Source organism: Pantoea nemavictus, assembly GCF_037479095.1.
GTDB lineage: Bacteria > Pseudomonadota > Gammaproteobacteria > Enterobacterales > Enterobacteriaceae > Pantoea > Pantoea nemavictus.
This window is the reverse complement of the sequence record NZ_JBBGZW010000001.1, coordinates 3740850-3766435: the sequence shown is the minus strand read 5'-3', so window position 1 is coordinate 3766435 and position 25586 is coordinate 3740850. Positions and strand designations below refer to the sequence as shown.

The 25586-nt window shown below is 54.6% G+C and carries 27 protein-coding genes; 6 read left to right on the top strand and 21 right to left on the bottom strand.

Annotated features, from left to right (window positions below; translation table 11 throughout):
- Positions 1-57: 57 nt before the first annotated feature.
- The 8 genes from fabF to yceD form a co-directional block, all read right to left on the bottom strand.
- Positions 58-1299: a beta-ketoacyl-ACP synthase II gene (gene fabF / locus WH298_RS17330; protein WP_180823416.1), complete on the bottom strand. Its 1242-nt coding sequence runs from the start codon at positions 1297-1299 to the stop codon at positions 58-60.
- An 86-nt stretch (positions 1300-1385) separates the two neighbouring features.
- Complete coding sequence (gene acpP / locus WH298_RS17325) at positions 1386-1622, bottom strand: acyl carrier protein (protein WP_007885774.1); 237 nt, start codon at positions 1620-1622, stop codon at positions 1386-1388.
- A 153-nt stretch (positions 1623-1775) separates the two neighbouring features.
- Positions 1776-2510 carry a 3-oxoacyl-ACP reductase FabG gene (fabG, locus tag WH298_RS17320; RefSeq protein WP_007885776.1) on the bottom strand — a complete coding sequence of 245 codons (735 nt, stop codon included), beginning with the start codon at positions 2508-2510 and terminating at the stop codon, positions 1776-1778.
- Between the two features lie 10 nt (positions 2511-2520).
- A complete protein-coding gene (gene fabD / locus WH298_RS17315; RefSeq protein ID WP_180823415.1) occupies positions 2521-3453 on the bottom strand; it encodes an ACP S-malonyltransferase in 933 nt (310 codons plus the stop codon).
- Between the two features lie 16 nt (positions 3454-3469).
- Complete coding sequence (locus tag WH298_RS17310; RefSeq protein WP_007885779.1) at positions 3470-4423, bottom strand: beta-ketoacyl-ACP synthase III; 954 nt, start codon at positions 4421-4423, stop codon at positions 3470-3472.
- Positions 4424-5464 (bottom strand): phosphate acyltransferase PlsX, encoded by a 1041-nt coding sequence (plsX, locus tag WH298_RS17305; protein ID WP_180823414.1) that lies wholly within the window; start codon positions 5462-5464, stop codon positions 4424-4426.
- A gap of 26 nt (positions 5465-5490) precedes the next feature.
- Positions 5491-5661: a 50S ribosomal protein L32 gene (gene rpmF, locus WH298_RS17300; protein ID WP_007885783.1), complete on the bottom strand. Its 171-nt coding sequence runs from the start codon at positions 5659-5661 to the stop codon at positions 5491-5493.
- A 14-nt stretch (positions 5662-5675) separates the two neighbouring features.
- Positions 5676-6197, bottom strand: a complete 522-nt coding sequence (gene yceD / locus WH298_RS17295) for a 23S rRNA accumulation protein YceD (protein WP_007885785.1) — start codon at positions 6195-6197, stop codon at positions 5676-5678.
- Positions 6198-6340: 143 nt separating this feature from the next.
- Here yceD and WH298_RS17290 point away from each other — a divergent pair, with 143 nt between their 5' ends.
- Entirely contained in the window at positions 6341-6922 is a 582-nt protein-coding gene (locus WH298_RS17290) for a Maf family protein (protein WP_180823738.1), read from the top strand.
- 11 nt (positions 6923-6933) lie between these two features.
- On the opposite strand, the gene rluC is transcribed toward WH298_RS17290, so the two are convergent.
- On the bottom strand, positions 6934-7890 hold the full coding sequence (rluC, locus tag WH298_RS17285; protein WP_007885787.1) for a 23S rRNA pseudouridine(955/2504/2580) synthase RluC: 957 nt from the start codon (positions 7888-7890) through the stop codon (positions 6934-6936).
- Between the two features lie 141 nt (positions 7891-8031).
- Here rluC and WH298_RS17280 point away from each other — a divergent pair, with 141 nt between their 5' ends.
- Positions 8032-8211, top strand: coding sequence for a hypothetical protein (locus tag WH298_RS17280; RefSeq protein ID WP_152929112.1), 180 nt, complete (start codon positions 8032-8034; stop codon positions 8209-8211).
- A 251-nt stretch (positions 8212-8462) separates the two neighbouring features.
- Positions 8463-11768 carry a ribonuclease E gene (gene rne / locus WH298_RS17275; RefSeq protein ID WP_180823413.1) on the top strand — a complete coding sequence of 1102 codons (3306 nt, stop codon included), beginning with the start codon at positions 8463-8465 and terminating at the stop codon, positions 11766-11768.
- Positions 11769-12059: 291 nt separating this feature from the next.
- On the opposite strand, the gene flgL is transcribed toward rne, so the two are convergent.
- The 11 genes from flgL to flgB form a co-directional block, all read right to left on the bottom strand.
- Entirely contained in the window at positions 12060-13028 is a 969-nt protein-coding gene (flgL, locus tag WH298_RS17270) for a flagellar hook-associated protein FlgL (protein WP_180823412.1), read from the bottom strand.
- An 18-nt stretch (positions 13029-13046) separates the two neighbouring features.
- The gene (gene flgK, locus WH298_RS17265; RefSeq protein ID WP_180823411.1) at positions 13047-14690 is read right to left on the bottom strand and encodes a flagellar hook-associated protein FlgK; all 1644 of its coding nucleotides are present in this window, start codon (positions 14688-14690) and stop codon (positions 13047-13049) included.
- A 119-nt stretch (positions 14691-14809) separates the two neighbouring features.
- A complete protein-coding gene (gene flgJ, locus WH298_RS17260; RefSeq protein WP_049851093.1) occupies positions 14810-15751 on the bottom strand; it encodes a flagellar assembly peptidoglycan hydrolase FlgJ in 942 nt (313 codons plus the stop codon).
- Positions 15751-16857 carry a flagellar basal body P-ring protein FlgI gene (locus WH298_RS17255; protein ID WP_007885796.1) on the bottom strand — a complete coding sequence of 369 codons (1107 nt, stop codon included), beginning with the start codon at positions 16855-16857 and terminating at the stop codon, positions 15751-15753. The genes flgJ and WH298_RS17255 overlap by 1 nt, the downstream gene beginning before the upstream one ends.
- A gap of 12 nt (positions 16858-16869) precedes the next feature.
- A complete protein-coding gene (locus WH298_RS17250) occupies positions 16870-17580 on the bottom strand; it encodes a flagellar basal body L-ring protein FlgH (RefSeq protein WP_007885798.1) in 711 nt (236 codons plus the stop codon).
- Positions 17581-17643: 63 nt separating this feature from the next.
- Positions 17644-18426 carry a flagellar basal-body rod protein FlgG gene (gene flgG / locus WH298_RS17245; protein ID WP_007885801.1) on the bottom strand — a complete coding sequence of 261 codons (783 nt, stop codon included), beginning with the start codon at positions 18424-18426 and terminating at the stop codon, positions 17644-17646.
- A gap of 17 nt (positions 18427-18443) precedes the next feature.
- Positions 18444-19202, bottom strand: a complete 759-nt coding sequence (locus WH298_RS17240) for a flagellar basal body rod protein FlgF (RefSeq protein WP_007885802.1) — start codon at positions 19200-19202, stop codon at positions 18444-18446.
- Positions 19203-19222: 20 nt separating this feature from the next.
- Positions 19223-20485, bottom strand: a complete 1263-nt coding sequence (gene flgE, locus WH298_RS17235; protein ID WP_007885806.1) for a flagellar hook protein FlgE — start codon at positions 20483-20485, stop codon at positions 19223-19225.
- Positions 20486-20510: 25 nt separating this feature from the next.
- A complete protein-coding gene (gene flgD, locus WH298_RS17230) occupies positions 20511-21182 on the bottom strand; it encodes a flagellar hook assembly protein FlgD (protein ID WP_007885808.1) in 672 nt (223 codons plus the stop codon).
- A 12-nt stretch (positions 21183-21194) separates the two neighbouring features.
- A complete protein-coding gene (gene flgC / locus WH298_RS17225; protein WP_007885810.1) occupies positions 21195-21599 on the bottom strand; it encodes a flagellar basal body rod protein FlgC in 405 nt (134 codons plus the stop codon).
- A gap of 2 nt (positions 21600-21601) precedes the next feature.
- Positions 21602-22015: a flagellar basal body rod protein FlgB gene (gene flgB, locus WH298_RS17220; RefSeq protein ID WP_007885812.1), complete on the bottom strand. Its 414-nt coding sequence runs from the start codon at positions 22013-22015 to the stop codon at positions 21602-21604.
- 153 nt (positions 22016-22168) lie between these two features.
- On the opposite strand from flgB, the gene flgA reads away from it, so the two are divergent.
- The 3 genes from flgA to flgN all read left to right on the top strand — a co-directional run bounded on the left by flgA (position 22169) and on the right by flgN (position 23676).
- Positions 22169-22828, top strand: coding sequence for a flagellar basal body P-ring formation chaperone FlgA (gene flgA, locus WH298_RS17215; RefSeq protein WP_007885817.1), 660 nt, complete (start codon positions 22169-22171; stop codon positions 22826-22828).
- 105 nt (positions 22829-22933) lie between these two features.
- Entirely contained in the window at positions 22934-23239 is a 306-nt protein-coding gene (gene flgM, locus WH298_RS17210; protein ID WP_007885819.1) for a flagellar biosynthesis anti-sigma factor FlgM, read from the top strand.
- Positions 23240-23244: 5 nt separating this feature from the next.
- On the top strand, positions 23245-23676 hold the full coding sequence (flgN, locus tag WH298_RS17205; protein WP_007885821.1) for a flagellar export chaperone FlgN: 432 nt from the start codon (positions 23245-23247) through the stop codon (positions 23674-23676).
- 319 nt (positions 23677-23995) lie between these two features.
- On the opposite strand, the gene murJ is transcribed toward flgN, so the two are convergent.
- Entirely contained in the window at positions 23996-25534 is a 1539-nt protein-coding gene (murJ, locus tag WH298_RS17200) for a murein biosynthesis integral membrane protein MurJ (protein ID WP_180823410.1), read from the bottom strand.
- Between the last annotated feature and the right edge of the window lie 52 nt (positions 25535-25586).

Below are 25586 nucleotides of genomic sequence, written 5' to 3'. Positions count from 1 at the left end.
CACAATAGCAATATAAAAAAGGCCCGCATTGCGGGCCTCTGTATAGCTCAGGAGCGATTATACCTTACGGAAGATCAGCGAGCCGTTGGTGCCGCCAAAACCGAAGGAGTTACACAACGTGTACTCCAGTCCGCTGATCTGGCGCGCCGTATGTGGCACGAAGTCCAGATCACAACCCTCGTCAGGATTGTCGAGGTTGATGGTCGGTGGAATCGCCTGGTCGCGCAGCGCCAGAATCGAATAAATCGCTTCTACCGCACCAGCAGCGCCCAGCAAATGACCGGTCATCGACTTGGTTGAACTGACCATCACACTGTGAGCTGCAGTACCAAACACCGATTTCACCGCCTGCGCTTCCGCTTTGTCACCGGCTGGCGTTGAGGTGCCGTGCGCGTTGACATAGCCGATCTGCTCAGCGTTCAGCTGCGCATCACGCAGTGCATTAACCATCGCGGCTGCAGCGCCTGAACCGTCTTCCGGAGGTGACGTCATGTGGTAAGCATCGCTGCTCATGCCGAAACCAATAATTTCAGCATAAATCTTCGCACCACGTTTCTTAGCGTGTTCGTACTCTTCCAGTACGACAATGCCAGCACCGTCACCCAACACGAAACCGTCACGATCTTTATCCCACGGACGGCTTGCCGCCTGCGGATTGTCATTACGGGTAGAGAGCGCACGTGCAGCACCAAAACCACCGACACCTAATGGCGTACTGGCTTTTTCCGCACCACCGGCCAACATCACATCCGCATCGTTATACGCAATAATTCGCGCCGCATGACCAATGTTATGCACGCCGGAGGTACACGCCGTTGCGATTGAGATGCTTGGGCCTTTCAGGCCATACATAATGGTGAGGTGACCTGCCACCATGTTTACGATGGTAGAAGGTACAAAGAACGGGCTGATTTTACGCGGACCACCGTTGACCAGCGAGCTGTGGTTATCTTCGATTAAACCCAGTCCGCCAATGCCAGAACCGATTGCCGCACCAATGCGACCCGCATTCTCATCAGTTACGATCAGACCTGAGTCTGCCATAGCCTGAATACCAGCAACGATGCCGTATTGGATGAAGTCATCCATCTTGCGCTGATCTTTGCGCGAGATGAAATCATCGCAATTGAAATCTCTTACTAAGCCAGCAAAACGCGTTGCGTAGGCACTAGTATCAAAATGGTCGATCAGGCTAATGCCGCTCTGACCGGCAAGGAGAGCACTCCAGGTAGACTCTACGGTATTGCCGACAGGAGACAACATGCCAAGACCAGTCACAACTACACGACGCTTAGACACGCACGTCCTCCAGGGAGGGAAAAAATAACGCTATGTGGGGCAAACATAAAACTCAGGCGGTCGAGGTGACCGCCTGAAGATATTCATTAGCCTTGATGGCTATTGATGTAGTCGATCGCTGCCTGAACGGTAGTGATTTTCTCAGCTTCTTCGTCTGGAATTTCAGTATCAAACTCTTCTTCCAGAGCCATTACCAGCTCAACGGTGTCAAGAGAATCTGCACCAAGGTCTTCAACGAAAGAAGCAGTGTTAATCACTTCGTCTTCTTTAACACCCAGCTGCTCAGCTACGATTTTCTTAACGCGTTGTTCGATATCGCTCATACTATTTAATTTCCTATCAAAACTCGCTTTCGCGATGGTTTTCGTAGTGTATAAAATGTTGAAAAAGATGCAACAAAATCCCGGCTGGTCGAACCACGATTTTGCGTTATTCTGCGGTGTTTACCGCAGATAAAGCAAATGTTTTCGTGATTATCAGACCATGTACATGCCGCCGTTGACATGAAGCGTCTCACCCGTGATGTAGGCTGCTTCGTCAGAGGCTAAGAATGCAACAGCATTGGCAATCTCCTGCGGGTCACCTAAACGACCTGCAGGAACTTCTGCCAAAATACCCGAACGTTGATCTTCGTTCAGTGCACGCGTCATGTCCGTCTCAATAAAGCCCGGAGCCACGACGTTTACAGTAATGCCACGTGACGCAATTTCTCGCGCCAGTGATTTGCTAAAGCCAATCAAACCTGCTTTTGCTGCCGCATAGTTTGCCTGACCCGCGTTACCCATGGTCCCAACTACAGAACCGATGGTAATGATACGGCCCACGCGTTTTTTCATCATGGCACGCATAACCGCCTTAGAAAGACGGAAGACCGATGTCAGGTTGGTATCAAGGATATCCGCCCATTCATCGTCTTTCATGCGCATCAACAGATTGTCACGCGTAATGCCTGCATTATTGACTAAAATGTCCACTTCGCCAAATTCGGCGCGAACTTGTTCGAGGACGCTCTCAATTGAGGCTGCATCAGTGACGTTCAGCAGCAGGCCTTTGCCCTTGTCGCCGAGGTAAGCACTGATTGCTTCTGCACCGCTTGCACTGGTGGCGGTTCCCACCACTTTTGCACCGCGCGCAGCCAGCGTTTCCGCAATGGCGCGACCAATACCACGGCTTGCACCGGTAACCAGCGCTACTTTACCTTCAAAGCTCATGTTTTTCCTCTTATTCCTGTGTAAGCGCCGCACTCAGTGAAGCAGAATCGTTCACGGCAGCGGCACTCAGGCTATCCACAATACGTTTGGTCAGACCGGTCAGGACTTTGCCTGGACCGATCTCCAGCAGCTGTTCTACGCCTTGCGTAGCAATAAATTCGACCGCTTCGGTCCAGCGCACTGGGCTATACAGCTGACGTACCAGCGCGCTTCGAATCGCAGCGCCGTCGGTTTCACACTTCACATCAACGTTATTAACTACCGGTACGACAGGTGCGTTAAAGGTAATAGCTTCCAGCGCAACCGCCAGTTTATCGGCTGCCGGCTTCATCAGCGCACAATGTGACGGCACGCTCACCGGCAATGGCAGCGCACGTTTGGCGCCAGCAGCTTTACACGCTGCACCTGCACGCTCAACCGCTTCTTTATTACCGGCGATCACTACCTGACCTGGCGAGTTGAAATTGACCGGTGAAACCACCTGGCCTTGCGCACTCTCTTCGCAGGCTTTACGAATGGACGCATCGTCCAGACCAATAATAGCCTGCATTGCGCCCGTGCCTTCTGGCACCGCTTCCTGCATTAATTTGCCACGCAGCTCAACCAGTTTAATTGCATCCGCGAAGTCGAGTACACCAGCACAAACCAGTGCCGAATACTCACCAAGGCTGTGACCAGCCATCAGCTTTGGCTGCGTTGCGTTCTTGCTCTGCAACACACGATAGATAGCAACTGAAGCTGCCAGCAACGCAGGCTGCGTCTGCCAGGTTTTATTCAACTCTTCAGCCGGTCCTTGCTGGACTAACTGCCATAAGTCATAACCCAGCGCGTCAGAAGCTTCACGGAAAGTGGCTTCAACCTGCGGATTTTCGGCAGCCAGCTCGGCTAACATGCCGACAGTCTGCGATCCCTGTCCTGGGAAAACATAAGCAAATTGCGTCATCTTTCGTTCCTGTCAATCAAAAGCGAACCAGTGCAGAACCCCAGGTGAAACCACCACCAAAGGCCTCCAGCAAAATCAGTTGTCCCGGCTTGATACGGCCATCACGCACCGCTTCATCCAGCGCACTTGGCACGGAAGCGGCTGAGGTATTGCCGTGACGATCCAGCGTGACCACCACTTTCTCCATGCCCATGCCCAGCTTTTTGGCGGTTGCGCTAATTATGCGCAGGTTCGCTTGATGCGGCACCAGCCAGTCGAGCATTTCACGATCGAGATTGTTGGCTTGCAGGGTTTCATCAACAATGTGCGCCAGTTCAGTTACCGCCACTTTGAAGACTTCATTGCCCGCCATTGTTAGATAAGCCGGCTCATCCTGATGGGCACGATCCTGATACGGCAGCGTTAACAGCTTGCTGTAACGGCCATCGGCGTGCAGATGAGTGGAAAGGATGCCTGGCTCTTGGCTCTGGCTCAGCACCACAGCGCCCGCGCCATCACCGAACAGAATAATGGTGCCGCGATCGTTGGGATCGAGCGTACGTGCTAACACGTCTGCGCCGATCACCAGAGCATGTTTAACGACACCATTCTTGATGTATTGATCGGCAACGCTCAGTGCATAGGTGAAGCCCGCACAGGCAGCGGCCAAATCGAAAGCGGCGCAGTCATTGATCTCCAGCATTTGCTGGATCATGCATGCTGAACTTGGGAAGGCATGGCTGGAGGACGTCGTGGCCACAATGATCAGGCCAACGTCGCTCGCATTCACACCCGCCATTTCCAGCGCGCGTTGTGCTGCGGTGAAGCCCATGGTGGCGACCGTTTCATCCGGTGCTGCAATGCGGCGCTCACGGATGCCAGTACGGGTGACAATCCACTCGTCCGTCGTCTCGACCATTTTTTCCAGATCCGCGTTAGAGCGAATCTGCTCAGGCAAATAGCTGCCCGTACCGATAATTTTGGTAAACATCTACGCTTTGTCACTCCTGGCTAATACAGTGTCAAGGCGCGCCGCAATCCTCTCTGGGACTTGCCTTCGCACCGTCTGCTCTGCCTGCTCTATTGCCACGGCAAATGCACGTTGATTCGCCGCACCGTGGCTTTTGATCACTGTCCCGCGCAATCCTAACAGACAAGCGCCATTGTACTGGTCGGGGTTGAGGTGGCCGAAACGCTTTGCCAGGCGCTTTTGAATCCAGCGCCCCAACAATTTTAGCCACCAGGCCCGTTTTTTTCCTTCCTCTGATGATTTCAGCAGAGAGAGGAACATTCTTACCACGCCTTCCATGGTCTTCAACGTGACGTTACCCACGAAGCCATCACAGACCAGCACATCCGTCTTGCCGGTGAGGAGATCGTTCCCCTCAAGATAACCAATATAGTTGATTTGCGGTGACGCTCGCAGCACCGCAGATGCGGCGCGGATTGTTTCCAATCCTTTAGTCTCTTCCTGACCAATATTCAGCAACGCCACCCGCGGCTGGGCGATCTCCAGCACTTCTTCGGCCATCACTGCGCCCATAATCGCAAACTGCACCAGCATGGCGCTGTCAGATTCGACGTTGGCACCGAGATCCAGCACCACCGTTTTGCCATGTTGCTGATGCGGTAAAACCGTCATCAGCGCCGGACGATCTATGCCATCCAGCGGTTTTAATAACATTTTCGCCAGCCCCATCAACGCGCCGGTATTTCCCGCACTGACACAGGCTTGCGCTTTACCCTCTTTCACCAACTCTAACGCCACACGCATTGAACTGCCGCGGCTGTTACGAATTGCCTGAGAGGGTTTGGCATCACTTGCAATAACCGATTCGGCAGGAATAACCTGCACACGCCTCTGTAACGAGGAATCCGCTTTGGCAAGAAATGACGAGATGATGTCGGGATCGCCGACCAGAAGAAGAACCAGCTCCGAATGAGAGGCCAGTGCCTGCAAGGCTGCAGGCACTGTCACGCAGGGACCGAAATCCCCGCCCATGGCATCAACTGCCAGGGTCAAACGTGTCAAGGTATCGCCTTGTGTAATCGCGAGGATTACTTGGTGATAACCTTGCGACCGCGGTAGTAACCATCCGCAGTGATATGGTGACGCAGATGAGTTTCGCCAGAAACTTTATCTACTGACAGAGCAGCAGTGGTCAGAGCATCGTGTGAACGACGCATACCACGCTTAGAACGGGTTGGTTTATTCTGTTGTACGGCCATGGACCTTACTCCTATTACTTACGCTTTAAACTGGCTAATACGGCAAACGGATTTGGTTTTTCTGCCTCTGGAGGCAATTGACCAAATACCATGTCCGCGTCGGACACTTCACAGTGTTCAGAATCATGCACCGGAACCACGGGCAGCGCGAGGATGAGTTCATCTTCGATCACCGCCAGCAAGTCGATCTCACCAAAATCATTGACATCAACTGGCTCGTAGGCTTCCGGTAGTGCTTCGGCCTGTTCATCAGAAGAGACAGGACTGAAGCAATAGCTTACGTGAACATGACGTGGAAACGACTGGTTGCAGCGTTGACATGACAGAGTCACCTGCACTTCGGCTGTTCCTTGCAGAACGGCGAGGCGCTGGTTGTCAACCGCAAACGACATATCGCATTCAACTTCACTGTCCACACTCACGACCGTTTCGGCCAAGCGCGCCACCAATTCAGGTGCATAAACACCATGATAATCAAGGCGTTTTTGCGCGGCGCGGACCGGATCGAGCGTCAGGGGTAATTTTACCTTTTGCATAGGGCGCGCATATTAACTTTGTAACGTCATAGAGTCAAAGAAAAAGGCCGGTTTACGGCATCTTTCACCCGTTAGTCGCATCCAGTGCGGCGCATAGTTTAAAATGACTGTCATCTTTACGCTATCTATTCTGAAAAAAAATGATGACACCTTTGGTATTAGCTTCTACCTCTCCTTTTCGTCAGGCGCTGCTGAACAAATTGGGCCTGCCTTTTATTACCGCTGCGCCCGATTGTGACGAAACACCGCTGATGGATGAATCGGCACCCGAGCTGGTGCAGCGTCTGGCCTTAGCCAAGGCAGAGGCGCTTGCTGGACATCATCCCAATAGCTGGATTGTCGGTTCCGATCAGGTCTGCGTGTTAAATGGCGAGATTACCGGCAAGCCGCATACCGTAGAGAACGCCTGCCGTCAGCTCGCTGCTGCCAGCGGCAATGCCATAACCTTTTATACCGGGCTGGCGCTGATACAACCGCAGAGCGGCAAACGGTGGGTTATTTGCGAACCTTTTATTGTCCATTTCCGTCAGTTAAGTGCAGAAGAGATACGCGGTTATGTGGAGAAGGAGCAGCCGCTGCAATGCGCAGGTAGCTTTAAAAGTGAGGGATTAGGGATTTGTTTGTTCGATAAACTGGAAGGACGCGATCCCAATACCTTAATTGGCTTACCGCTGATTGCTTTGAATGAGATGCTAAGAGCGGCGGGCATCAACGCGCTATGTTGATGCCCGAGTAATCAGGCTTTTTTCTGGCGCAGCTGGGCCAGGCAGTGCTTCAGTGCGCCATCCAGTGGCGCCTCCATCCGCAGCACTTCTCCGGTGTTGGGATGGGTAAAAGTCAACGCGGCGGCATGCAGAAACAGTCGAGATAACCCGGTCGAACTAAGCTGCGCGTCAAATTCGCGATCGCCATAACGATCGTCAAAAGCGATGGGATGTCCGCCATGCAGCGTATGGACGCGGATCTGATGCGTACGCCCCGTCACCGGGCTCGCTTTAACCAGGGTCGCAAAGCCGAAGCGCTCTTCAACCTTAAAGCGCGTCTCGGAGGGCTTACCCTCAGCACTCACGCGCACTACGCGCTCACCACTCTGCAAAATATTCTTCAGCAGTGGTGCCTGCACCACTTTCAGATGCGATGGCCAGTCACCGCGCACCAGCGCCAGATAATCTTTCTGCATGCCCTTCTCACGCAGTTGCTCATGCAGCGAACGCAGCGCCGAGCGCTTCTTCGCCACCAGCAAGATGCCAGAAGTATCGCGGTCGAGGCGATGTACTAATTCGAGAAAACGCGCTTCCGGACGTAACGCGCGCAATCCTTCAATTACGCCAAAACTTAATCCGCTGCCGCCGTGCACCGCTGTACCGGAGGGTTTATTCATCACCATCAAATAGTCATCTTCGTACAGAATGGCGTTGGTCAGAGCCGCAACTTTATCCAGCTTCGGTGAAACGGTATTTTCCTCGCGCTCGGCAACTCGCACTGGCGGAATGCGCAGCTCGTCGCCATCCTCCAGCTTATATTCGGGTTTCACGCGTTTTTTGTTCACCCGCACTTCACCTTTACGCAAAATGCGATAAATCATGCTTTTTGGCACGCCCTTGAGTTGGGTGCGCAAAAAGTTATCAATACGTTGTCCGGCATTTTCAGCCGTAATGGCGACATACTGTACGCCGGGATTCTCTGTTTTCATGGCGGCGATTCTAATTAGTGTCCCTGGATAGCGCCACCCCTTTTTCTGTGCTTAACTCTCTCTTTGTCGCGTCACGAAACGTTGAAAATGGCGACATTTTCAACGATGCGATGATTAGCCCTGCAAATGAACAGGTTAAGGATGAATAAACTTCTCAGCTTGGCAAAAGTCGCCTTGCTATATGTTGGTGAGCAATGGAATAATGCAGGTGTTTCTGCCCTGGAAAGATTCAGGCAGGAAAAAGAGCGAAATAAGTCATTTTGCCGGATTGAACGGACACGCAGCAATGGCGTAAGACGTAATGTTAAATCAGGCACTTAGCGGGCTGCGGGTTGCGGCCTGGACGACAGACTAGGATGAGTGGATTTTTGAATACTCTGTAACACTTCCACCTTCAGGCGCTGGATTTCCTTATGAAAAACAGGCCACCGACAAGATTTGCGCCCCTTTAGCCGCCGACAACCGTGAGGTTGACGTCTGTGCATTAAGACACGGGGTCATCGGTTGATTCTCGTCCAGGGTAACGATGCCCGCAGCTACATCACTCATGTGAGAATAACGAGTAAGTCACGATGAAAAGAATGTTAATTAACGCAACTCAGCAGGAGGAGTTGCGCGTTGCCCTGGTTGATGGACAACGTCTGTACGATCTGGATATTGAAAGTCCTGGACACGAACAGAAAAAAGCCAACATATACAAAGGTAAAATCACCCGCGTTGAGCCCAGCCTTGAAGCTGCGTTTGTCGATTACGGTGCTGAACGTCACGGTTTCCTCCCTCTGAAAGAAATTTCCCGCGAATACTTCCCTGCCAACTACAACGCACATGGTCGTCCGAATATTAAAGATGTGCTGCGTGAAGGCCAGGAAGTTATCGTTCAGATTGATAAAGAGGAGCGCGGTAATAAAGGAGCAGCACTGACTACCTTTATTTCGCTGGCCGGTAGCTATTTGGTATTGATGCCGAACAACCCACGTGCTGGCGGTATTTCTCGCCGTATTGAGGGTGACGATCGTACCGAGTTGAAAGAAGCCCTTTCCGCACTGGAACTTCCAGATGGCATGGGTCTGATTGTTCGCACCGCGGGCGTCGGTAAATCTGCCGAATCGCTGCAGTGGGATCTCAGCTTCCGTCTGAAGCACTGGGAAGCGATCAAGAAAGCGGCAGACAGCCGCCCAGCACCTTTCCTGATTCATCAGGAGAGCAACGTTATCGTCCGCGCCTTCCGCGATTATCTGCGTCAGGATATTGGTGAAATCCTCATCGATAACCCGAAAGTTCTGGAAGTGGCGCGTCAGCACATTGCTGCGCTAGGCCGTCCCGATTTTAGCAGCAAAATCAAACTGTACACCGGTGAAATCCCGCTGTTCAGCCATTACCAAATTGAATCGCAGATTGAATCTGCCTTCCAGCGTGAAGTGCGCCTGCCGTCAGGCGGCTCGATTGTTATCGATAGCACCGAAGCGCTGACCGCCATCGATATTAACTCCGCACGTGCTACGCGCGGCGGTGACATCGAAGAGACCGCGTTTAATACCAACCTGGAAGCGGCCGATGAAATCGCTCGCCAGCTGCGTCTACGCGATCTCGGCGGCCTGATTGTTATCGACTTTATTGATATGACGCCAGTGCGTCACCAGCGCGCCGTCGAGAACCGTCTGCGTGAAGCCGTGCGTCAGGATCGTGCACGCATCCAGATTAGCCACATTTCACGCTTCGGTTTGCTGGAGATGTCGCGTCAGCGCCTCAGCCCGTCACTGGGTGAATCCAGTCATCACGTCTGCCCACGCTGTAGCGGTACCGGCACCATCCGTGATAACGAATCGCTGTCGCTGTCTATTCTGCGTCTGATTGAAGAAGAAGCGCTGAAAGACAACACCAAAGAAGTGCATGCGATCGTGCCGGTTCCGGTGGCCTCTTACCTGCTGAACGAAAAACGTGATGCGGTGAGCGCCATCGAGAAACGTCAGGGCGGCGTGCGTGCCATCATCGTGCCAAACGATCAGATGGAAACGCCACATTACTCTGTACTGCGTGTCCGCACCGGTGAAGAGACGCAAACCCTGAGCTACCATCTGCCAAAACTGCACGAAGCGGAAATGGCGCTGCCTTCTGAAGAAGAGCACGCGGAGCGTCGTCGTCCGGAGCAGCCAGCCCTGGCCGCCTTCGCGATGCCAGATGCGCCGCCAGCACCGGTTGAAGTGGTTAAAGAGACACAGCCAGCGCCAGCCGTTGAAGCGAAAGCCAAACCTGCTGTTGCCGCACCTGCAGTGACCAGCACCGGCTTCGTTGCCCGCCTGCTGAACGGCTTGAAGAAACTGTTTGCCGGCGATACGCCTGCTGCGGCTCCGGCTGAAACTCAGCAAGAGACGCCAGCGGCTGTTGAAGCGGAAAATACGCAACAGCGTGGCGAACGTCGCAACAATAGCAACCGTCGTAATAATCGTCGTGAGCGCACACCGCGTAATGGCGAGAATGGTCAGGTGCGTGAAGGTCGCGAAGCGCGTGAACCACGCGAGCCGCGCGAAGCACGTGAGCCACGTGAAGCCCGCGAACCGCGTGACAATCAGGACAATCGTCGCAACAAGCGTCAGAACGAACCGCGTGAAGCGCGTCCTGTACTGAGCGATGAAGCACTTGAGCAACGTGATGAGCAGCAGCAACAGCGCCGCGAACAGCGTGCCGATCGCCAGCGTCGTCGTCAGGAAGAAAAACGTACTCAGCAGCAGGATCAGAAAGTCGCTGAACCGGTCGTTCAGGCTGACGTCGTAGACGAAAATGTTGCGCAGGAAGAAGAGCGTGTACAGGTGATGCCGCGCCGTAAACAGCGTCAGCTGTCACAACGCGTACGTGTGGGCGATACCGGTGAAGTCACCGCTGAAGCGCCAGCGCCAGTTGTGCATGAAGCCGCCGCTGAAACTGCACCACGTGCTCAGTACATCGAACATCCGGAAGCCAGCAATGACGAGCAAGATGATAGCGAGAACCGTGACAGCGCCAATATGCCGCGTCGTTCACGTCGTTCACCGCGTCACCTGCGCGTAAGCGGCCAGCGTCGTCGTCGTTATCGTGACGAGCGTTACCCAACGCAGTCTGCAATGCCGCTGGAATCTGCTGCAGCTTCGCCAGAAATGGCATCCGGTAAAGTGTGGATTTCTTACCCGGTTGCGCAAGCGCAGGAAGAGTACACCACGCAAGATGCCATGCATGAAGTGTCGGATTACGGCTATCAACAAACCGCCGCCGCCGTGGCTGAAACCGCTACTGTTGAAACCGCTACGGTTGAACCCGCTGCTGTTGAACCGGCCGTTGAGCAGGTTGCCTTTGAAGAAGCCGTGCATCAGGTTGAACCGCAGGCGCACACTGAGGTGCCGGTAGTGAATACTGATGACGTCACGCCGATTGCAGCGCCCGTCAACGAAGAACCATCAGTGATTTCTGCTGCTGATGAACAAGTTGCGCAGGAAACCGCAGCTGAAGCAGAACCGGCGGCCAGCGTTGAAGAAGCGCAGCCTGAAGTTAGCGCAGTGGCTGACGTTGTTGAGCAGGCGCCGGCTGATGTTTCGCCAGCAGTGGAAGCACAGGTTGAAGAAGTACTGGCTGCGCCAGTGGCTGCAGGAGCTGATGTCACACCGGTAACGGAACCGCATGCGCCGGTTGCAGCACGTGACACTGCGGTAACTACCATTGAAACGCGCTTCAAACATCATGCTACCGCCCCGATGACCAAAGCACCGGCACCGGCATGGGAACCTGAACCAGCTCGTCATAGCGATTGGGTTCGTCCCGCGTTTGGCTTCGAAGGTCGTGGTTCTGCAGGTGGTCACAGCGCCACGCATCAGGCAACCGCTCCGGCTACCCGTCCGGAAAGCGCCTAAGCGTTAGCAAGTCAGTAAAATCGAACCCCGGCCAGTCCGGGGTTTTTTATTGCCTGCGATTGGCGGCGTTAGATTGATGCCATAACTGACACTCCTACGTTTTTTTAGCTGAGTTTTTGTAGGGTGCGTATTCAAGCGCATCTGCATATGTAGGCCAATGATTGCCTGAGTGAGCGGCATGACGCCCTTTATGGCTACCCGAGCAGCAGGCAAAAAAAATCCCACAGCCCCGAAAGGCGGTGGGAGAAACTAAGCGCACCCGGTTAAAGTACGCTCAAAGGTTCAGATCAATTACGAATTAAGCTGGAACAGCGACAACTTCGACATATCAGTGAAGGTTTTATACGATGCCTGCAAAGCCGTTTGCTGCATGGTGTAGCTGGAAATGGCTTGGGTGTAATCAACCTGCACCAGATCCGTCATTTGCGAAGCCATGATGGTGTCACGGTCATCCCCTTGCGCATCCAGCGTATCAAGTTCAGCTAATTGAGACCCCACAGCTGAACGCACGGCAAGCACGTTATTTAATGAGTTGCTCAGTCCACGGTTGGATTTATCCATCGCGTCCTGGAATACCTGCTTGGTTGCATCATCGGCATCATCCTGCGGCGTTTTTAATGCAGCAATTGCGCTATCGAGCATATTGAACAGGTTGGTTTCGCTTGGGCTGCCGTCTGGCTCAACCTTTGAGTTGCTGGTAATCGACATAAACACTGACGAGCCTGTGCTGCTCACCGCCATCGTACGACCATCATCGACCTTCTGCGTAATGGCATCAGCGCCGCCAACGTATGAGACGCCAGCCGGTGCACCCGCGTCACTGAACGGCGCAAAATCGGTTTGATAGCCCGCAAAGATGTAACGACCGTTACCATCACGGCTATTTGCCTGATTCAATAATTGTGAGCGGATGCCCTCTAATTTTGTGGCAATCGATGCACGGTCATCATCACTCAGGGTGCCGGTAGAGCCATACACAATCATGGTCTGCGCATCCTGAATGCTGCTGGTCACGCTCGAGAGTGCATTCTCTTCCATCGACAAGCTCTGATCGGCAAAACTGCGCGCGGTGGCATATTGGCTGCTTTTCGCCTGTGATTGCGACAGAACCACTGCACGTGATGCTGCAATCGGGTCATCTGAAGGATTGCTCACACGCAGTCCGGTGGAGAGCTGCTCACCCACTTTTAACCATGAGGCTTGCGAATCGGTAATGCCGCGCACCTGCTGGTTGAAAATCATATTGGTACTAAGACGCATGGTTTTTATCCTCTATGCTTAGCCGCGGATGCCCATCAGCGCATTAAAAATGGTACTCGCCGTTTGCAGCACTTGCGCATTCGCCATATAGAACTGCTGATACTTCGTCAGGTTAGAGTACTCCTCATCAAGGTTGACACCCGACACTGACTGCTGGCGATCGCTCAACTGCGTGACCACGTTTTCCTGGGTGGTACTGGCGGTTTCTAGCGTGCTGGTTTTGTTACCGACGCTGCTAACGAGACTGGCGTATGCCTGGGCAATGGTCGCATTGCCATTCACCAATTTGCTGTCCTGCAGATCCAATAATTTTTGCGCATTGCGGTTATCACTTTCACCGCTGGTCGCGCTGGATGCCGCGGCAATTTGCGACTCATCAGTAATCGCCACTGACATGCCAGCAATGACGTTCTGTACCGGTTTAACCAGGAAACTGTCTTTGGCGTTAGGCGCAGGTGAGGTGCTGACCGTCAGTTTCAGACCATCAAAGTTGAGGGTTCCGTCGTTCGCATCTGGCGTAACGCTAAACTTCACGTTGTCAGACATGCGGGTTACCGACCAATTACTGCCGTCGTAACTGACGGTGTAGTTAGAGGCTTTCATCGCGCTGGTGTCTGACCAGGCAGCAGTAACGGTAGCTGCTGAGGTGTTTTTGCTGTTACCCACTACGGTTGGCGAACCGATATTGAAGAAGTTGCCACCCTGATCGCCGTTGCTGTCATACCCTTCGCTGTGCACGCTGTTGAAGCTAGTGGTGAACGCCGCAGCGAGTTGGCCGAGCTGATTTTGTGCGCTATCCAGATCCTGCGTACGGAACGCCAGTAAACCGCCGAGTGAACCGGTGGTCAGCGTCTTCTCTGGAATTTCAACATTGCCCGCCTGCTTGTCGACATAGCCGACGGTGGTGCGTGTGGAATCGCTGCTGGACGGCATCGCCACCAAACTGGTGGAGTTCTTACCATTCACCAGCGTCACGTTGCCCATGGAGACGATATAGCTACCATCCTGCTGGGATACGTTAACGCCAACCACATTGTTCAGGCTGTTCACCAACTGATCGCGCTGATCCAACAGATTGTTCGGTGCCGCACCACCGCCGGTAGTGAGCTTGGCGATCTGGCTGTTGAGGTCAGCGATTTGGCTGGTGAAGGTATTGATCTGATCAACGCTTGAAGCAACGTCAGTATTGACGCTGTTCTGCATATTATTGAGATATTGCGCCGTGGTCTGGAACTGGTTTACCAGGCCTTGTGCGTAGCTCAACATTGATTGACGGGCTGACGGATCGTTGGCGTTACTCACCACGTTCTGTACGTTGGTGAAGAAGCTTTGGATTGAGGTCGACAAGCTCGTGGTTGACGTCGACAGCAGATCATCAATGTTAGAAATTTGATTATATTGCGTATTCACGGCGCTGTAGTTGGCGCTGGAACCGCGCAGCTGAGCAGTAATGAATTCATCATATTCACGTTGTACGCCTGAAAGCGTCACACCGTTGCCGTAATAGCTGCTGCCCTGCAAGGTGCTGTTGGACTGCGACAAAATCGCCGTCTGACGCGAATAGCCCGCTACCGTGTAATTGCTGATGTTATTACTGGTGGTGCTTAATGCAGCCTGTGCGGCGCTCAGCCCACTCATCGCTGAGTTAATTATGCTGGACATCTCGGTTCCTTAATTTCCCGTTAACCGGGCTGGCAGTCATCAGTGCGATTGCGCGGGCGGAGAACGCCCGCGGCATGTGATTGTTATCGGCGTGCTTAAGTTAAACTTGAGGGCAAAAATCAGAACAAATCGGTGATATCGTTGCTGTACGCCTTCACCACTTTTTCGCCCATGTTTTTGAATTGTTGGATCATTCCCACCAATTTTTGCGCATACTTCGGATCGGTGGCGTAACCGGCGGCCTGCAGAGCACGGGCGCCCTGCTCGGCGCTTGGCGCATTCGCCACGGCGGCATAACGCGGATTACTGGAAAGCAGTTTGACGTAGTCGCTGAGCGCTTCCATATACGAACCATAGACACGGAAGCTGGCGCGCACTTTTTTCGCTTCGCCGCCTTCATATTCCGTGGTCATGATATCGGTGGTTTGCCCCTTCCAGTCGCCGCTCGCCTTGATGCCAAACACGTTGTAACTCGGTTTGCCATCGCGCGTCAGAATCTGACGCTGGCCCCAGCCTGATTCCAGCGCGGCCTGCGCCAGAATCAGGTGATGCGGAATACCACTCTTCTGGCTGGCAACCTGAGCCGGCTGCGCCAGCTGCGCGATAAAGTCGCTGCTGTCACTGGGCAAACTGCTCGGTGAAACTGGCAGACGTGGCACCGCTTTACGCACCATCTGCTCGAGCTGACTGGAGGGCAGATTGCTATAAATGAAGCTGTTATCCAGCTTCATCGGCACCGTGCCCGCCGTTTCGTCTGGCTCCTGCGCGGGCTGCATCTGTTTAACGATCAGATCCGCCATCCCTAGCCCGCGTTTCCCGATCTCCTGCGCAATCTGCTGATCGTACATTGAGGTGAAAAGCCGCGTCTGGTCATTGCTCAGCATGCCATCCTGCGGCAGCGCTGCGCGCATGCTCTTCATCATCATCTGCACAAACATCCCTTCAACCTGCTTTGCCACCTGCATCGCCTTCCCTTTCGGATCGGCGGCGGCTTCACGTTTTAGGTCGTTCAGTGAGCGGCTGTCATAGGCCGCATTCATCAGCGATTGCGTGTCGGTCATCAGATAATTTCCAGTTTGGCGCGTAAGCAACCTGCGCTTTCCATCGATTGCAGAATCGACATCAGATCAATCGGCGATGCACCGAGCGCATTAAGCGCACGCACCACGTTATTGAGGTTGGCGCTGGAGTTCACACGCTGCAGTGCGCCACCACTCTGACGCAGATCGATCTGGGTATTGTTGGTCGTCACGGTCTGACCACCGGCCAATGGCGTATCAGGCTGACTGACGTTCTGCTGCTGATTGACGGTAACCGACAGATTGCCCTGCGCTACGGCACAGGTGTTCAGCGTCACTTCGCGATTCATCACCACCGAACCGGTACGTGAGTTGATAATCACCTTGGCATCTTCCAGCGGTACCGAAACATCGAGGTTCTGAATCTCTGCCAGCAGTCGTACCTGCGAACTGTTATTTGGTGAGACGCGAATCTGCACGGTGCGCGCATCCAGCGGCTGCGCCGAGCCGATACCACGGCTGTTGATCGCGTCGGCGATACGCTGCGCCATGCTGAAGTCTTCATTATTCAGCTGCAGGTTAATGGTGTTCTGGCTACCGAAGTTGCTCTGCAGTTCACGCTCCACCGTAGCGCCGCCGGTAATACGGCCACCGTTGAGCTGGTTAACCTGCACGCTGCTGCCGCCGGCCGATGCACCGGCACCACCGACCAAAATGTTGCCCTGCGCCAGCGCATACACCTGGTTATCGACGCCTTTCATCGGCGTCATCAGTAGCGTACCGCCGCGCAAACTTTTGGCGTTACCCAGCGAGGAAACCACCACGTCGATGTTTTGCCCCTGACGCGCAAACGTCGGCAGCTTGGCGGTGACCATCACCGCCGCCACGTTTTTCAGCTGCATGTTGGTACCCGCAGGTACCGTAATACCGAGCTGCGAGAGCATGTTGCTAACAGTTTGCGTGGTAAATGGGGTTTGCGTAGTCTGGTCACCGGTGCCGTCGAGGCCCACCACCAAACCGTAACCGATCAGCTGGTTATCGCGCACGCCCTGCACCGAGGTGAGATCGCGGATGCGGTCAGCATGTGCCATTACGCTGAAACCGAGCAGCAAGCCCAGGCTCAGGCGGAGCAGAGTCGTCATAGTCATTCTTACTACCTCTTACATCGGCGAGACGTTCAGGAAGAAACGCTGGAACCAGCCCATCGTCTGCGCTTCATTGATATAACCATTTCCGACGTACTCAATACGTGCATCGGCCACCTGTGTAGATAACACAGCGTTGCTGGCGCTAATGGTGCGCGGATTTACCACACCGGAGAACCGGATGAATTCGGTGCCCTGGTTAATTTCGATCTGTTTCTCACCCACTACGCGCAGGTTGCCGTTCGACAACACCTGATTCACGGTGACGGTGATGGTGCCGGTAAAGGTGTTATTCGCGGTCGCGCCGCCTTTACCTGCGAAGTCATTTTTGCCATTGGCATCAAGCGTGGCTTTTTCGCCACTCGCACCCAGCAGGCCACTCAGACCGGTTGGCACGCCCGTGACGCCTAAACTGTTGCTGCCATCGCGGCTGGCGTTGGCGGAGGAGCTTTTGCTGGCGCTGACGTTTTCCTGCAAGGTGATCGTCAATGTGTCGCCAATATTGCGTGGACGGCGATCCTCAAACAGCGGCTGATAGCCGTAGTTCAGCGGTGCGACGCCCTGAAAAATGGAACCGTTCACCACCGGCGGTGCGGATGGCGTCGGCTCAGCCGTCGTCGATCCTTGTACCAGTGGCGTGCGCGGTACCAGCGCACAACCGTTAAGAGTGAGTAGCAGCGTGGCTACCAACCAATGACCAGGCTTGAGAATCACTTGCTTCGCCACGGAGTTCTGACCTTATTTATGTTGCTTAATCAGGCCAGCTAAGCTGGCCCAACGACACCAGCCTTATAGCTGGGTTAACTTCGCCAGCATCTGATCGGAGGTACTGATCGCCTTGCTGTTAATCTCGTAAGCGCGCTGCGTTTGAATCATGGTGACCAGCTCTTCCGCCACGTTGACGTTCGAGGTTTCCACATAACCCTGATACAGCAAGCCCGCGCCGTTCTGACCCGGCGTGCTCTGCGTGGCTGCGCCCGATGCCTGGGTTTCCTGATAGAGGTTTTCACCCTGGCTATTCAGACCGGCATCGTTCATGAAGGTGCTCAGCGTCAGCTGACCAACCTGCGCCGGGTTGGTTTGGCCCTGCTGCGTCACGCTCACCACACCATCACGCGAGATGGTGATGCTGGTGGCATTGGCCGGAATGGTAATGCCCGGCTGCACCGGATAACCGGCGTTGGTGACCAGCTGGCCGTTCTGATCCACCTGGAACGAACCATCACGGGTATAGGCTGAGGTGCCATCCGGCATCTGCACTTCGAAATAACCCTGGCCGTTGATCGCCACGTCTTTCGAGTTGCTGGTCTGCGACAGGTTACCCTGCTGATGCAGACGTTCGGTGGTGACGGGACGCACACCGGTACCGATCTGCAGACCTGACGGCAGCGTGGTTTGCTCCGACGACTGCGTGCCCGGCTGACGCAGGGTTTGGTACATCAAATCTTCGAATACCGCGCGCGAACGTTTAAAGCCGTTGGTGCTCACGTTCGCGAGGTTGTTGGAGATGACGTCCATGTTGGTTTGCTGAGCGTCAAGACCGGTTTTGGCGATCCATAAAGAACGAATCATGGTGTTTTCCTTACGCCTTAGCTGCTCATGTTGAGCAAGCTGTTAGCTTTTTGTTCGTTTTCATCGACGTTGGAGATCACTTTCATCTGCATCTCAAAACGTCGGGCGTTGGCGATCATATCGACCATGGTTTCCACCGGCTTGACGTTACTGCCCTCCAGCACGCCAGGCATAACGCTCACCGTGGCATCATTGGCCAATGCGGCACCGCGCGTGGCCTGCGCTTGCTGGGTTGGGCGGAACATGCCGTCATCACCGCGCTGTAACTCTTTGGCTGTGGCACGTACCAGCTTCAGTTTGCCAATCTGTACCGTGGCGTTAGGCGCATCGCCGGCGTTACGCGAGGTGATGGTGCCGTCTGCCGCAATCGTCAGTTCGGAGCCTTGCGGTATGGCGATTGGACCGCCATCGCCCATCACGGGATTGCCCTGAATGGTCAAAATACCGGTTGAGCTGATCTGCATGTTGCCGTTGCGGGTATAAGCTTCAGAACCGTCAGCGGTACGCACCGCCAGCCAGCCGTCTTGCTGTACGCCCACATCCAGCGCACGGCCGGTGTTGTCCATCGCGCCGGGCGACATATCAGCGCCCGGCGTTGAAGCGGCAACCAGGGTACGCGTCGGCAGCGACCAGCCACTGACCGGCACGGCGCGCAACGCATTGAGCTGAGCACGGAAGCCCGGCGTTGAGGCATTGGCGAGGTTGCTGGCGGTGACCGATTGCTGATCCAGTGTCTGACTGGCCGCACCCATCGCGGTATATATTGCGTGATCCATAAAGCAATCCCGTTAGCGAATTAACGTAAGTTAACCAGGGTGTTAAGAATCTGGTCCTGAGTTTTGATGGTCTGGCTATTGGCCTGATAGTTACGCTGCGCAACGATCATGTTGACCAGCTCTTTGCTCATATCGACGTTGGACGCTTCCAGCGCACCTGAAGTCAGGTTGCCATAAGTACCCGTGCCTGCCAGACCCACTGCGGCCTGACCTGATGAACTGGTCGCTGACCAGACGTTGTCACCTTCAGACTTCAGACCTTCCGGGTTAGAGAAGCTCGCCAACACGATCTGGCCCAACAATTGGGTTTTCTGGTTGGAGTAAGTGCCGGTAATGGTGCCGTCATCGTTGATGGTGTAGCTGGTCAAATCGCCTGGCTGATAGCCATCCTGCGTTGGGTTACCAAAGGTGGTCGCACCGGTGTTTTGCTGCAAACTACCCAACATGCTTAGGCTGATGTTCATGCCATCCGCACCGTTGGTGCCGCCCACAACCAGGTTTGCTAATGAGGCGCTGGTGTCAGCTACACCGGTTGCGGTGATTTTTCCAACCTGCGTCAGCTTACCGTTAGCATCAAACGACATCTGGTAGCCCAGGTTATCGCCGGCTGCGGTGTTACCAACTTCACTGCCCGTGGTGGAGTCGACCATGTGCACAGTCCAGGTGTTGTCCGCCGTTTTGATGTAGTACATATCCAGCTGATGATCATTACCCTGCGTGTCATACACCGTCATGGTGGTTTTCGCGTTGTAGCTGTCAACGTTAGACTTATCAAACGTGGTCACACTCGGGGTGGTGCTGGTGGAGTTCAGGTTTGCAACCTGGGTGGCTGTCGTCGTTGCACGTGCGCCCATCTGCGTGGTAGGGATACTCAGCGCAACCGGGTTGGCACCGGTCTGAATGGTTGGCGGTGTGCCGCTGGCCGGATAGCCAGAGACGTTCAGGCCCTGAGTGTTTACCAGGTTACGGTTTTCATCCAGAGTGAACTGGCCGTTACGAGAATAGAACACGCCGCCACTGGCGTCGGTCATGCGGAAGAAACCGTTGCCGCTCAGCGCTACATCCAGTCCACGACTGGTTGATGTGGTACTGCCATCACCAAAGTCCTGGATAACGGCGGCAACTTTGGTACCCAGACCCACATTAGAACCGGCAAACATATCGGCAAAAGCAATGGTGCTGGATTTAAAACCGGCTGTGGCGGAGTTGGCAATGTTGTTACCAATCACATCCAGGTTGCTGGAGGCAGCATTCAGGCCGCTCACCGCTTGTGAAAAAGACATGTAATCTCTCCTGCTAAAAGGTTAATCAGAGAATCTGACGAATTTCATCGAGTGTCGCGGAGCCCATGGTGCCGAGATCCAGTTTTGTGGTGTTATCCGTGGTGCTCACGCCATTGACGTAGGCATAGTTCAGCGGCTGCGCCACCAGTTGCGTGCTGCCATTGCTGGCGGCCAGTGAGATAGAATATTTGCCATCCGCGGCGGTAGACCCGTCATCCATCTTGCCGTCCCACGAGAAGGTGTGGACACCCGCACTCTGCTTGCCAAGATCGATGGTGCGAACCGTCGCGCCATTGCTGTCTTTAATGGTGACGCTGGTGGCAGTGGAAGCCGTGGCGAGCTCCACACCAAACGGCGTGGTTGTCCCGCTGCCTACCAGCACCTGCGAACCCTTCACCATCACGCCATGTCCAATCAGTGTTGAACTCTGCAACGACTGGCTGGTGGTGATTTGGCCAGAGATAGATCCCAGCGTGGTATTCAGTTTTTCAATACCGCTCAGGGTGTTGATCTGTGCCAACTGCGTGGTGAGCTGGCTGTTATCCATGGGATTGGTCGGATCCTGGTTTTTTAGCTGTGCCACCAACATGTTCAGGAACTGATTCTGCAGGTCGGCGGAAGAGTTACCGCTCGACGCACTGCTGGAGGTCAGTACCGTTGGGTCCAGACTGTCTTTAATCCCAACTGCTACGCTCATATTCGTTCTCCGTTACTGACCGATGGTGAGGGTTTTCATCATCATTGACTTCACCGTGTTCAGCACTTCCACGTTGGCCTGATAGCTGCGCGACGCTGACATGGTGTTAACGGTCTCAGACACCACGTCAACGTTCGGCATCTTGACGTAGCCTTTCTGATCCGCCATCGGATTGCCTGGGTCATACACCAGTTTTGCCGGTGTTGGATCGTCAACCACGCCGGCGACTTTCACGCCGCCGGTGGCTGCGCCCTGCGCCGCATCGGTCTGGAAAATCACCTGCTTTGCCACGTACGGCTGGCCATCGGGCCCGGTTACGCTGTCGGCGTTCGCCAGGTTACTGGCGCTGACGTTGAGGCGCTGAGATTGCGCTGTCATCGCAGAACCGGCGATATCAAAGATATTCAGCAATGCCATGCTTATTGCCCCTGCAGTACGCTCATCATGCCTTTGATCTGGCTACTGATGAGGGTGAGATCGGTTTGGTATTTCAGGCTGTTATCAGCAAACTGCGTACGCTCGCGATCCATATCCACGGTGTTGCCATCCGCGGCGGGTTGATCGGGAATGCGGTACATCAGATCCAGTGACGGCTGAGAGTTGGTTTGCGCTTCAATGTGGCGTGAGGACGTCACATTCAGCGCCAGGCTGCTGCCTTCGGCGCGACCGTTTTGCATCACCTTGCTCAGTTGGCTGGCAAAGTCGATATCCCGGGCCTGGTAACCCGGGGTATCGGCGTTGGCAATGTTTGACGCCAGAATTTCCTGACGCTGAGCACGTAGGTTTAACGCTTCAGTACCAAATCGCAGCGCGGCATCGAGTTTGTCGAGCATGCTTCCTCCGCGAATGAGAATTTCGAGCTGACAGCTTAAGTGGACAAAAGCAAGGGTGATCGTCTGAATAGCAGCAAAAATGACGGCTATTTTTGACATTGATTTTTTTGCGCAAGGCGTAGACTCAGTGCCATCTTCTCGTCAGGAGGCGTTATGCGCAGATATTCCACCTTGCTAACCACACTTTGGCTGGCACTGGCGCTACCCAGTCATGCTGCGGATCTCACCGCACAGTTGACGCAATTTTTTAAAGCGCGCGACCCGCAACATGCCGCCGGTATGACGGTGGTGGTGCGTACACCGCAGGCGCAATGGCCAAGCTGTGAAACCCCGGAGTTGCAGCTGCCGGGCAACAGCCGCCAGTGGGGCAACATCAGCATCGCCGCCAACTGCGATCAAAATCGGCGTTTCTTGCAGGTGCAGGTGCAGGTCACCGGCCAATATCTGGTGGCGAGCCGTCAGGTAGCGCGCGGCAGCAATCTCAGCCCGGCGGACGTGCGTCTGGAAACCGGCCGCCTGGATGAATTGCCGGCACGCGCATTGATGGATAGCAGCGGCGTCATTGATGCAGTAGCGCTGCGCGATATCCCGCCAGGACAACCAGTGACCGCGACCATGGTGCGTCAGCCGTGGCGGGTGAAAGCCGGTCAAAATGTAATGGTGGTGGCGAGCGGAAACGGGTTTAATGCCAGCAGCGAAGGACGTGCGCTGAACAACGCCAGCGCGGCCCAAATGGTGCGCGTGAGGATGGGAAATGGTCAGGTTGTCAGTGGTCGCGTCGACGCGGATGGGAATATTCTGATATCGCTATAAAGCGTTAAAGAACCCTGTTGTTCTGCCGATAGAGATATCAACAAAGACATTACCCTATGCTGACTCAGTTGGCTGACCCCCAACTGACCTTACAGGAGCCTTACCATGAGCATCGACAGAACGCAGCCTACTAACCCGGTTAGCACTGTTCAAACACGCGACAACAACGATAACAGCGGCAAAGTGCGCCAGAGCGCCACGCCAGCAGCCAGCACCACCAGTGAAAGCGGTGCGGAAGTGAAGTTGAGCACTGCGCAGGCGCAGCTGATGCAGCCTGGCAGCAAAGATATTAATACAGCGCGCGTTGAGCAGCTGAAAACGGCCATTCGTAATGGCGAACTGAAAATGGATACCGGTAAGATCGCCGATGCGCTGATCGCCGATACCAAGGCGTATTTAGAGGGTAACTAATCCCAATGGACAATCTGCTGATCACCTTAGATAAAATGCAGGACGTGCTGGCTTCCCTTACCGTGATAATGGATGAAGAGCAGCAGCAACTTTCTGCCGGCCAGGTTAATGGCAACATGCTGCAGCGTATTTCCGAAGATAAAAGCGCGCTGCTGACGACGTTGAATTATCTGGACGAAATGCGCCGTAATACCGAGAAAACCCTTGGTACGCAGGCGCCCTATGGTGATCACAGTGAACGCGAGATCCGCTGGACACGCATTCAGCAGCATACGCGCCGCCTGCGTGATACCAACACGCATAACGGGATTCTGCTGCAGCATCAGATTGGCTTCACCAATGAAGCCCTGGCGGTGTTGCGACCCCATCAAACTCAGGCATTTTACGGCCCGGATGGTTTAGGTAAAGGTCAGGCGACCTTAAGTCGTAAAGGGTAAAAACGCTGTTCGTGGCGTAATATTGCGGGTTTGATTAAGGCTGCCATCTTGCGGGATGGCGGCCTTTTTGTTTTGCTTTTAGACAGAACGCATGAGAGATAAATAGCAGTCGGGCGTTTATTTTGGGCAGGCATCCACAGGGCTGAACGGAGAAAGGAAGCCAGGATTTGCCCGCAGGACGCGGGCAAAAGGCTCAGCCGGGACAGGGAGGTCCCGGCTGAGCCGGTACGTCAGGCTGACGTACGACGTGAAGGTACCGCGCAGCGGCGCGAGGACCGCCGGACCAAAATAAACTCCCGTCTGCGTGAGTGCATAATTATTACGCCAGCGTCCGGCGCGCAAAATCGCGGGGACGGAAGCCAAGCAGGCCGAGCATCACAAAATAAGCCCCGCCGCCGATGGCGCAGACTGCGGCCAGACGAATCAGGCGCCACCACATCTGCCCCTCTTCCCAGGCCGGCATCACCTGCAAAATACCCAGCAGCGCCGCAGCCATCACCACCACCGCAATCAGCAAGCGCGACAGGAAACTGAACCAGCCTGGCTGCGGCTGAAAGATATCCTGTTTACGTAGCTGCCAGTAGAGCAGCGCGGCATTCAGGCAAGCAGCCAAACCGATCGACAGTGACAAGCCGGCATGCTTCAGCGGACCAATAAACACCAGGTTCATCAACTGCGTGACAACCAGCGTCACGATGGCAATTTTCACCGGCGTTTTGATGTCCTGACGTGAGTAAAAGCCCGGTGCCAGCACTTTCACCACGATCAGTCCCATCAAACCTACCGAATAGGCAATCAGCGCGCGCTGCGTCATTAACGCATCAAAGGCGGTAAATTTACCGTACTGGAACAGCGCTACCGTCAGCGGGCCGGACAAAATGCCCAACGCCACCGCGCTCGGCAACGCCAGCAGGAAACAGAGACGCAGGCCCCAATCCATCAAGCGTGAATACTCATCCTGGTTACCGCTGGCAAAGCTTTTCGCCAGCGATGGCAGCAAAATGGTCCCCAGCGCCACACCGAGCACGCCAGAAGGAAACTCCATCAGACGATCGGCGTAGTACATCCACGAAACCGAACCGGACACCAGAAACGAGGCGAAGATGGTGTTGATGATCAGTGAAATCTGGCTGACCGAGACGCCGAGAATCGCCGGCCCCATTTGACGCATCACGCGCCACACGCCCGCATCGCGCAAATTCAGGCGCGGCAAGACCAGCATGCCAATCTTCTTCAGGTGCGGCAGTTGATAGAACAGCTGCAGCACGCCGCCCATCACCACCGCCCAGGCCAGCGCCATCACCGGCGGATGGAAATGCGGCGCGGCAAACACCGCAAACCCAATCATGCTGATGTTTAGCAATGTTGGCGCAAACGCCGGCACCGAAAAACGGTTCCAGGTATTAAGAATGGCCCCCGCCAGCGAGGCCAGCGAGATCAGCAGAATATAGGGAAAGGTGACGCGCAGCAGTGCGCTGGTTAAGGCGAATTTATCGGGCGTATCGGCGAAGCCTGGCGCGGTCACCACAATCACCCAGGGCGCCGCAATCATCCCCAATACGGTCACCACCGCCAGTACCAGCGTTAATAAACCGGAGACGTAGGCGACAAATACACGGGTGGCATCTTCGCCCTGCTTACTTTTATATTCCGCGAGAATCGGCACAAAGGCCTGAGAGAACGCGCCCTCAGCGAAAATACGACGCAGCAGGTTGGGCAGTTTGAAGGCAACAAAGAAGGCATCGGTTGCCATGCCAGCACCAAACACACGCGCCACAATGGCATCGCGGGCAAAGCCCAGCACGCGGGAAAACAGGGTCATCGAACTGACCGCAGCCAGCGATTTCAACAAATTCATATTGAGTGGCGCATCCTGAAAAGTGTCGGAGAAATGAGCGACTTAGCGCGGA

Excerpts from the sequence above, each read along its gene's own strand:
- acpP (WP_007885774.1), bottom strand. The coding sequence starts at position 1,622 with ATGAGCGATATCGAACAACGCGTTAAGAAAATCGTAGCTGAGCAGCTG.
- fabG (WP_007885776.1), bottom strand. The coding sequence starts at position 2,510 with ATGAGCTTTGAAGGTAAAGTAGCGCTGGTTACCGGTGCAAGCCGTGGT.
- fabD (WP_180823415.1), bottom strand. The coding sequence starts at position 3,453 with ATGACGCAATTTGCTTATGTTTTCCCAGGACAGGGATCGCAGACTGTC.
- WH298_RS17310 (WP_007885779.1), bottom strand. The coding sequence starts at position 4,423 with ATGTTTACCAAAATTATCGGTACGGGCAGCTATTTGCCTGAGCAGATT.
- rpmF (WP_007885783.1), bottom strand. The coding sequence starts at position 5,661 with ATGGCCGTACAACAGAATAAACCAACCCGTTCTAAGCGTGGTATGCGT.
- yceD (WP_007885785.1), bottom strand. The coding sequence starts at position 6,197 with ATGCAAAAGGTAAAATTACCCCTGACGCTCGATCCGGTCCGCGCCGCG.
- WH298_RS17290 (WP_180823738.1), top strand. The coding sequence starts at position 6,341 with ATGACACCTTTGGTATTAGCTTCTACCTCTCCTTTTCGTCAGGCGCTG.
- rluC (WP_007885787.1), bottom strand. The coding sequence starts at position 7,890 with ATGAAAACAGAGAATCCCGGCGTACAGTATGTCGCCATTACGGCTGAA.
- WH298_RS17280 (WP_152929112.1), top strand. The coding sequence starts at position 8,032 with ATGAATAAACTTCTCAGCTTGGCAAAAGTCGCCTTGCTATATGTTGGT.
- rne (WP_180823413.1), top strand. The coding sequence starts at position 8,463 with ATGAAAAGAATGTTAATTAACGCAACTCAGCAGGAGGAGTTGCGCGTT.
- flgL (WP_180823412.1), bottom strand. The coding sequence starts at position 13,028 with ATGCGTCTTAGTACCAATATGATTTTCAACCAGCAGGTGCGCGGCATT.
- flgK (WP_180823411.1), bottom strand. The coding sequence starts at position 14,690 with ATGTCCAGCATAATTAACTCAGCGATGAGTGGGCTGAGCGCCGCACAG.
- flgJ (WP_049851093.1), bottom strand. The coding sequence starts at position 15,751 with ATGACCGACACGCAATCGCTGATGAATGCGGCCTATGACAGCCGCTCA.
- WH298_RS17255 (WP_007885796.1), bottom strand. The coding sequence starts at position 16,857 with ATGACTATGACGACTCTGCTCCGCCTGAGCCTGGGCTTGCTGCTCGGT.
- flgG (WP_007885801.1), bottom strand. The coding sequence starts at position 18,426 with ATGATTCGTTCTTTATGGATCGCCAAAACCGGTCTTGACGCTCAGCAA.
- WH298_RS17240 (WP_007885802.1), bottom strand. The coding sequence starts at position 19,202 with ATGGATCACGCAATATATACCGCGATGGGTGCGGCCAGTCAGACACTG.
- flgE (WP_007885806.1), bottom strand. The coding sequence starts at position 20,485 with ATGTCTTTTTCACAAGCGGTGAGCGGCCTGAATGCTGCCTCCAGCAAC.
- flgD (WP_007885808.1), bottom strand. The coding sequence starts at position 21,182 with ATGAGCGTAGCAGTTGGGATTAAAGACAGTCTGGACCCAACGGTACTG.
- flgC (WP_007885810.1), bottom strand. The coding sequence starts at position 21,599 with ATGGCATTGCTGAATATCTTTGATATCGCCGGTTCTGCGATGACAGCG.
- flgB (WP_007885812.1), bottom strand. The coding sequence starts at position 22,015 with ATGCTCGACAAACTCGATGCCGCGCTGCGATTTGGTACTGAAGCGTTA.
- flgA (WP_007885817.1), top strand. The coding sequence starts at position 22,169 with ATGCGCAGATATTCCACCTTGCTAACCACACTTTGGCTGGCACTGGCG.
- flgM (WP_007885819.1), top strand. The coding sequence starts at position 22,934 with ATGAGCATCGACAGAACGCAGCCTACTAACCCGGTTAGCACTGTTCAA.
- flgN (WP_007885821.1), top strand. The coding sequence starts at position 23,245 with ATGGACAATCTGCTGATCACCTTAGATAAAATGCAGGACGTGCTGGCT.
- murJ (WP_180823410.1), bottom strand. The coding sequence starts at position 25,534 with ATGAATTTGTTGAAATCGCTGGCTGCGGTCAGTTCGATGACCCTGTTT.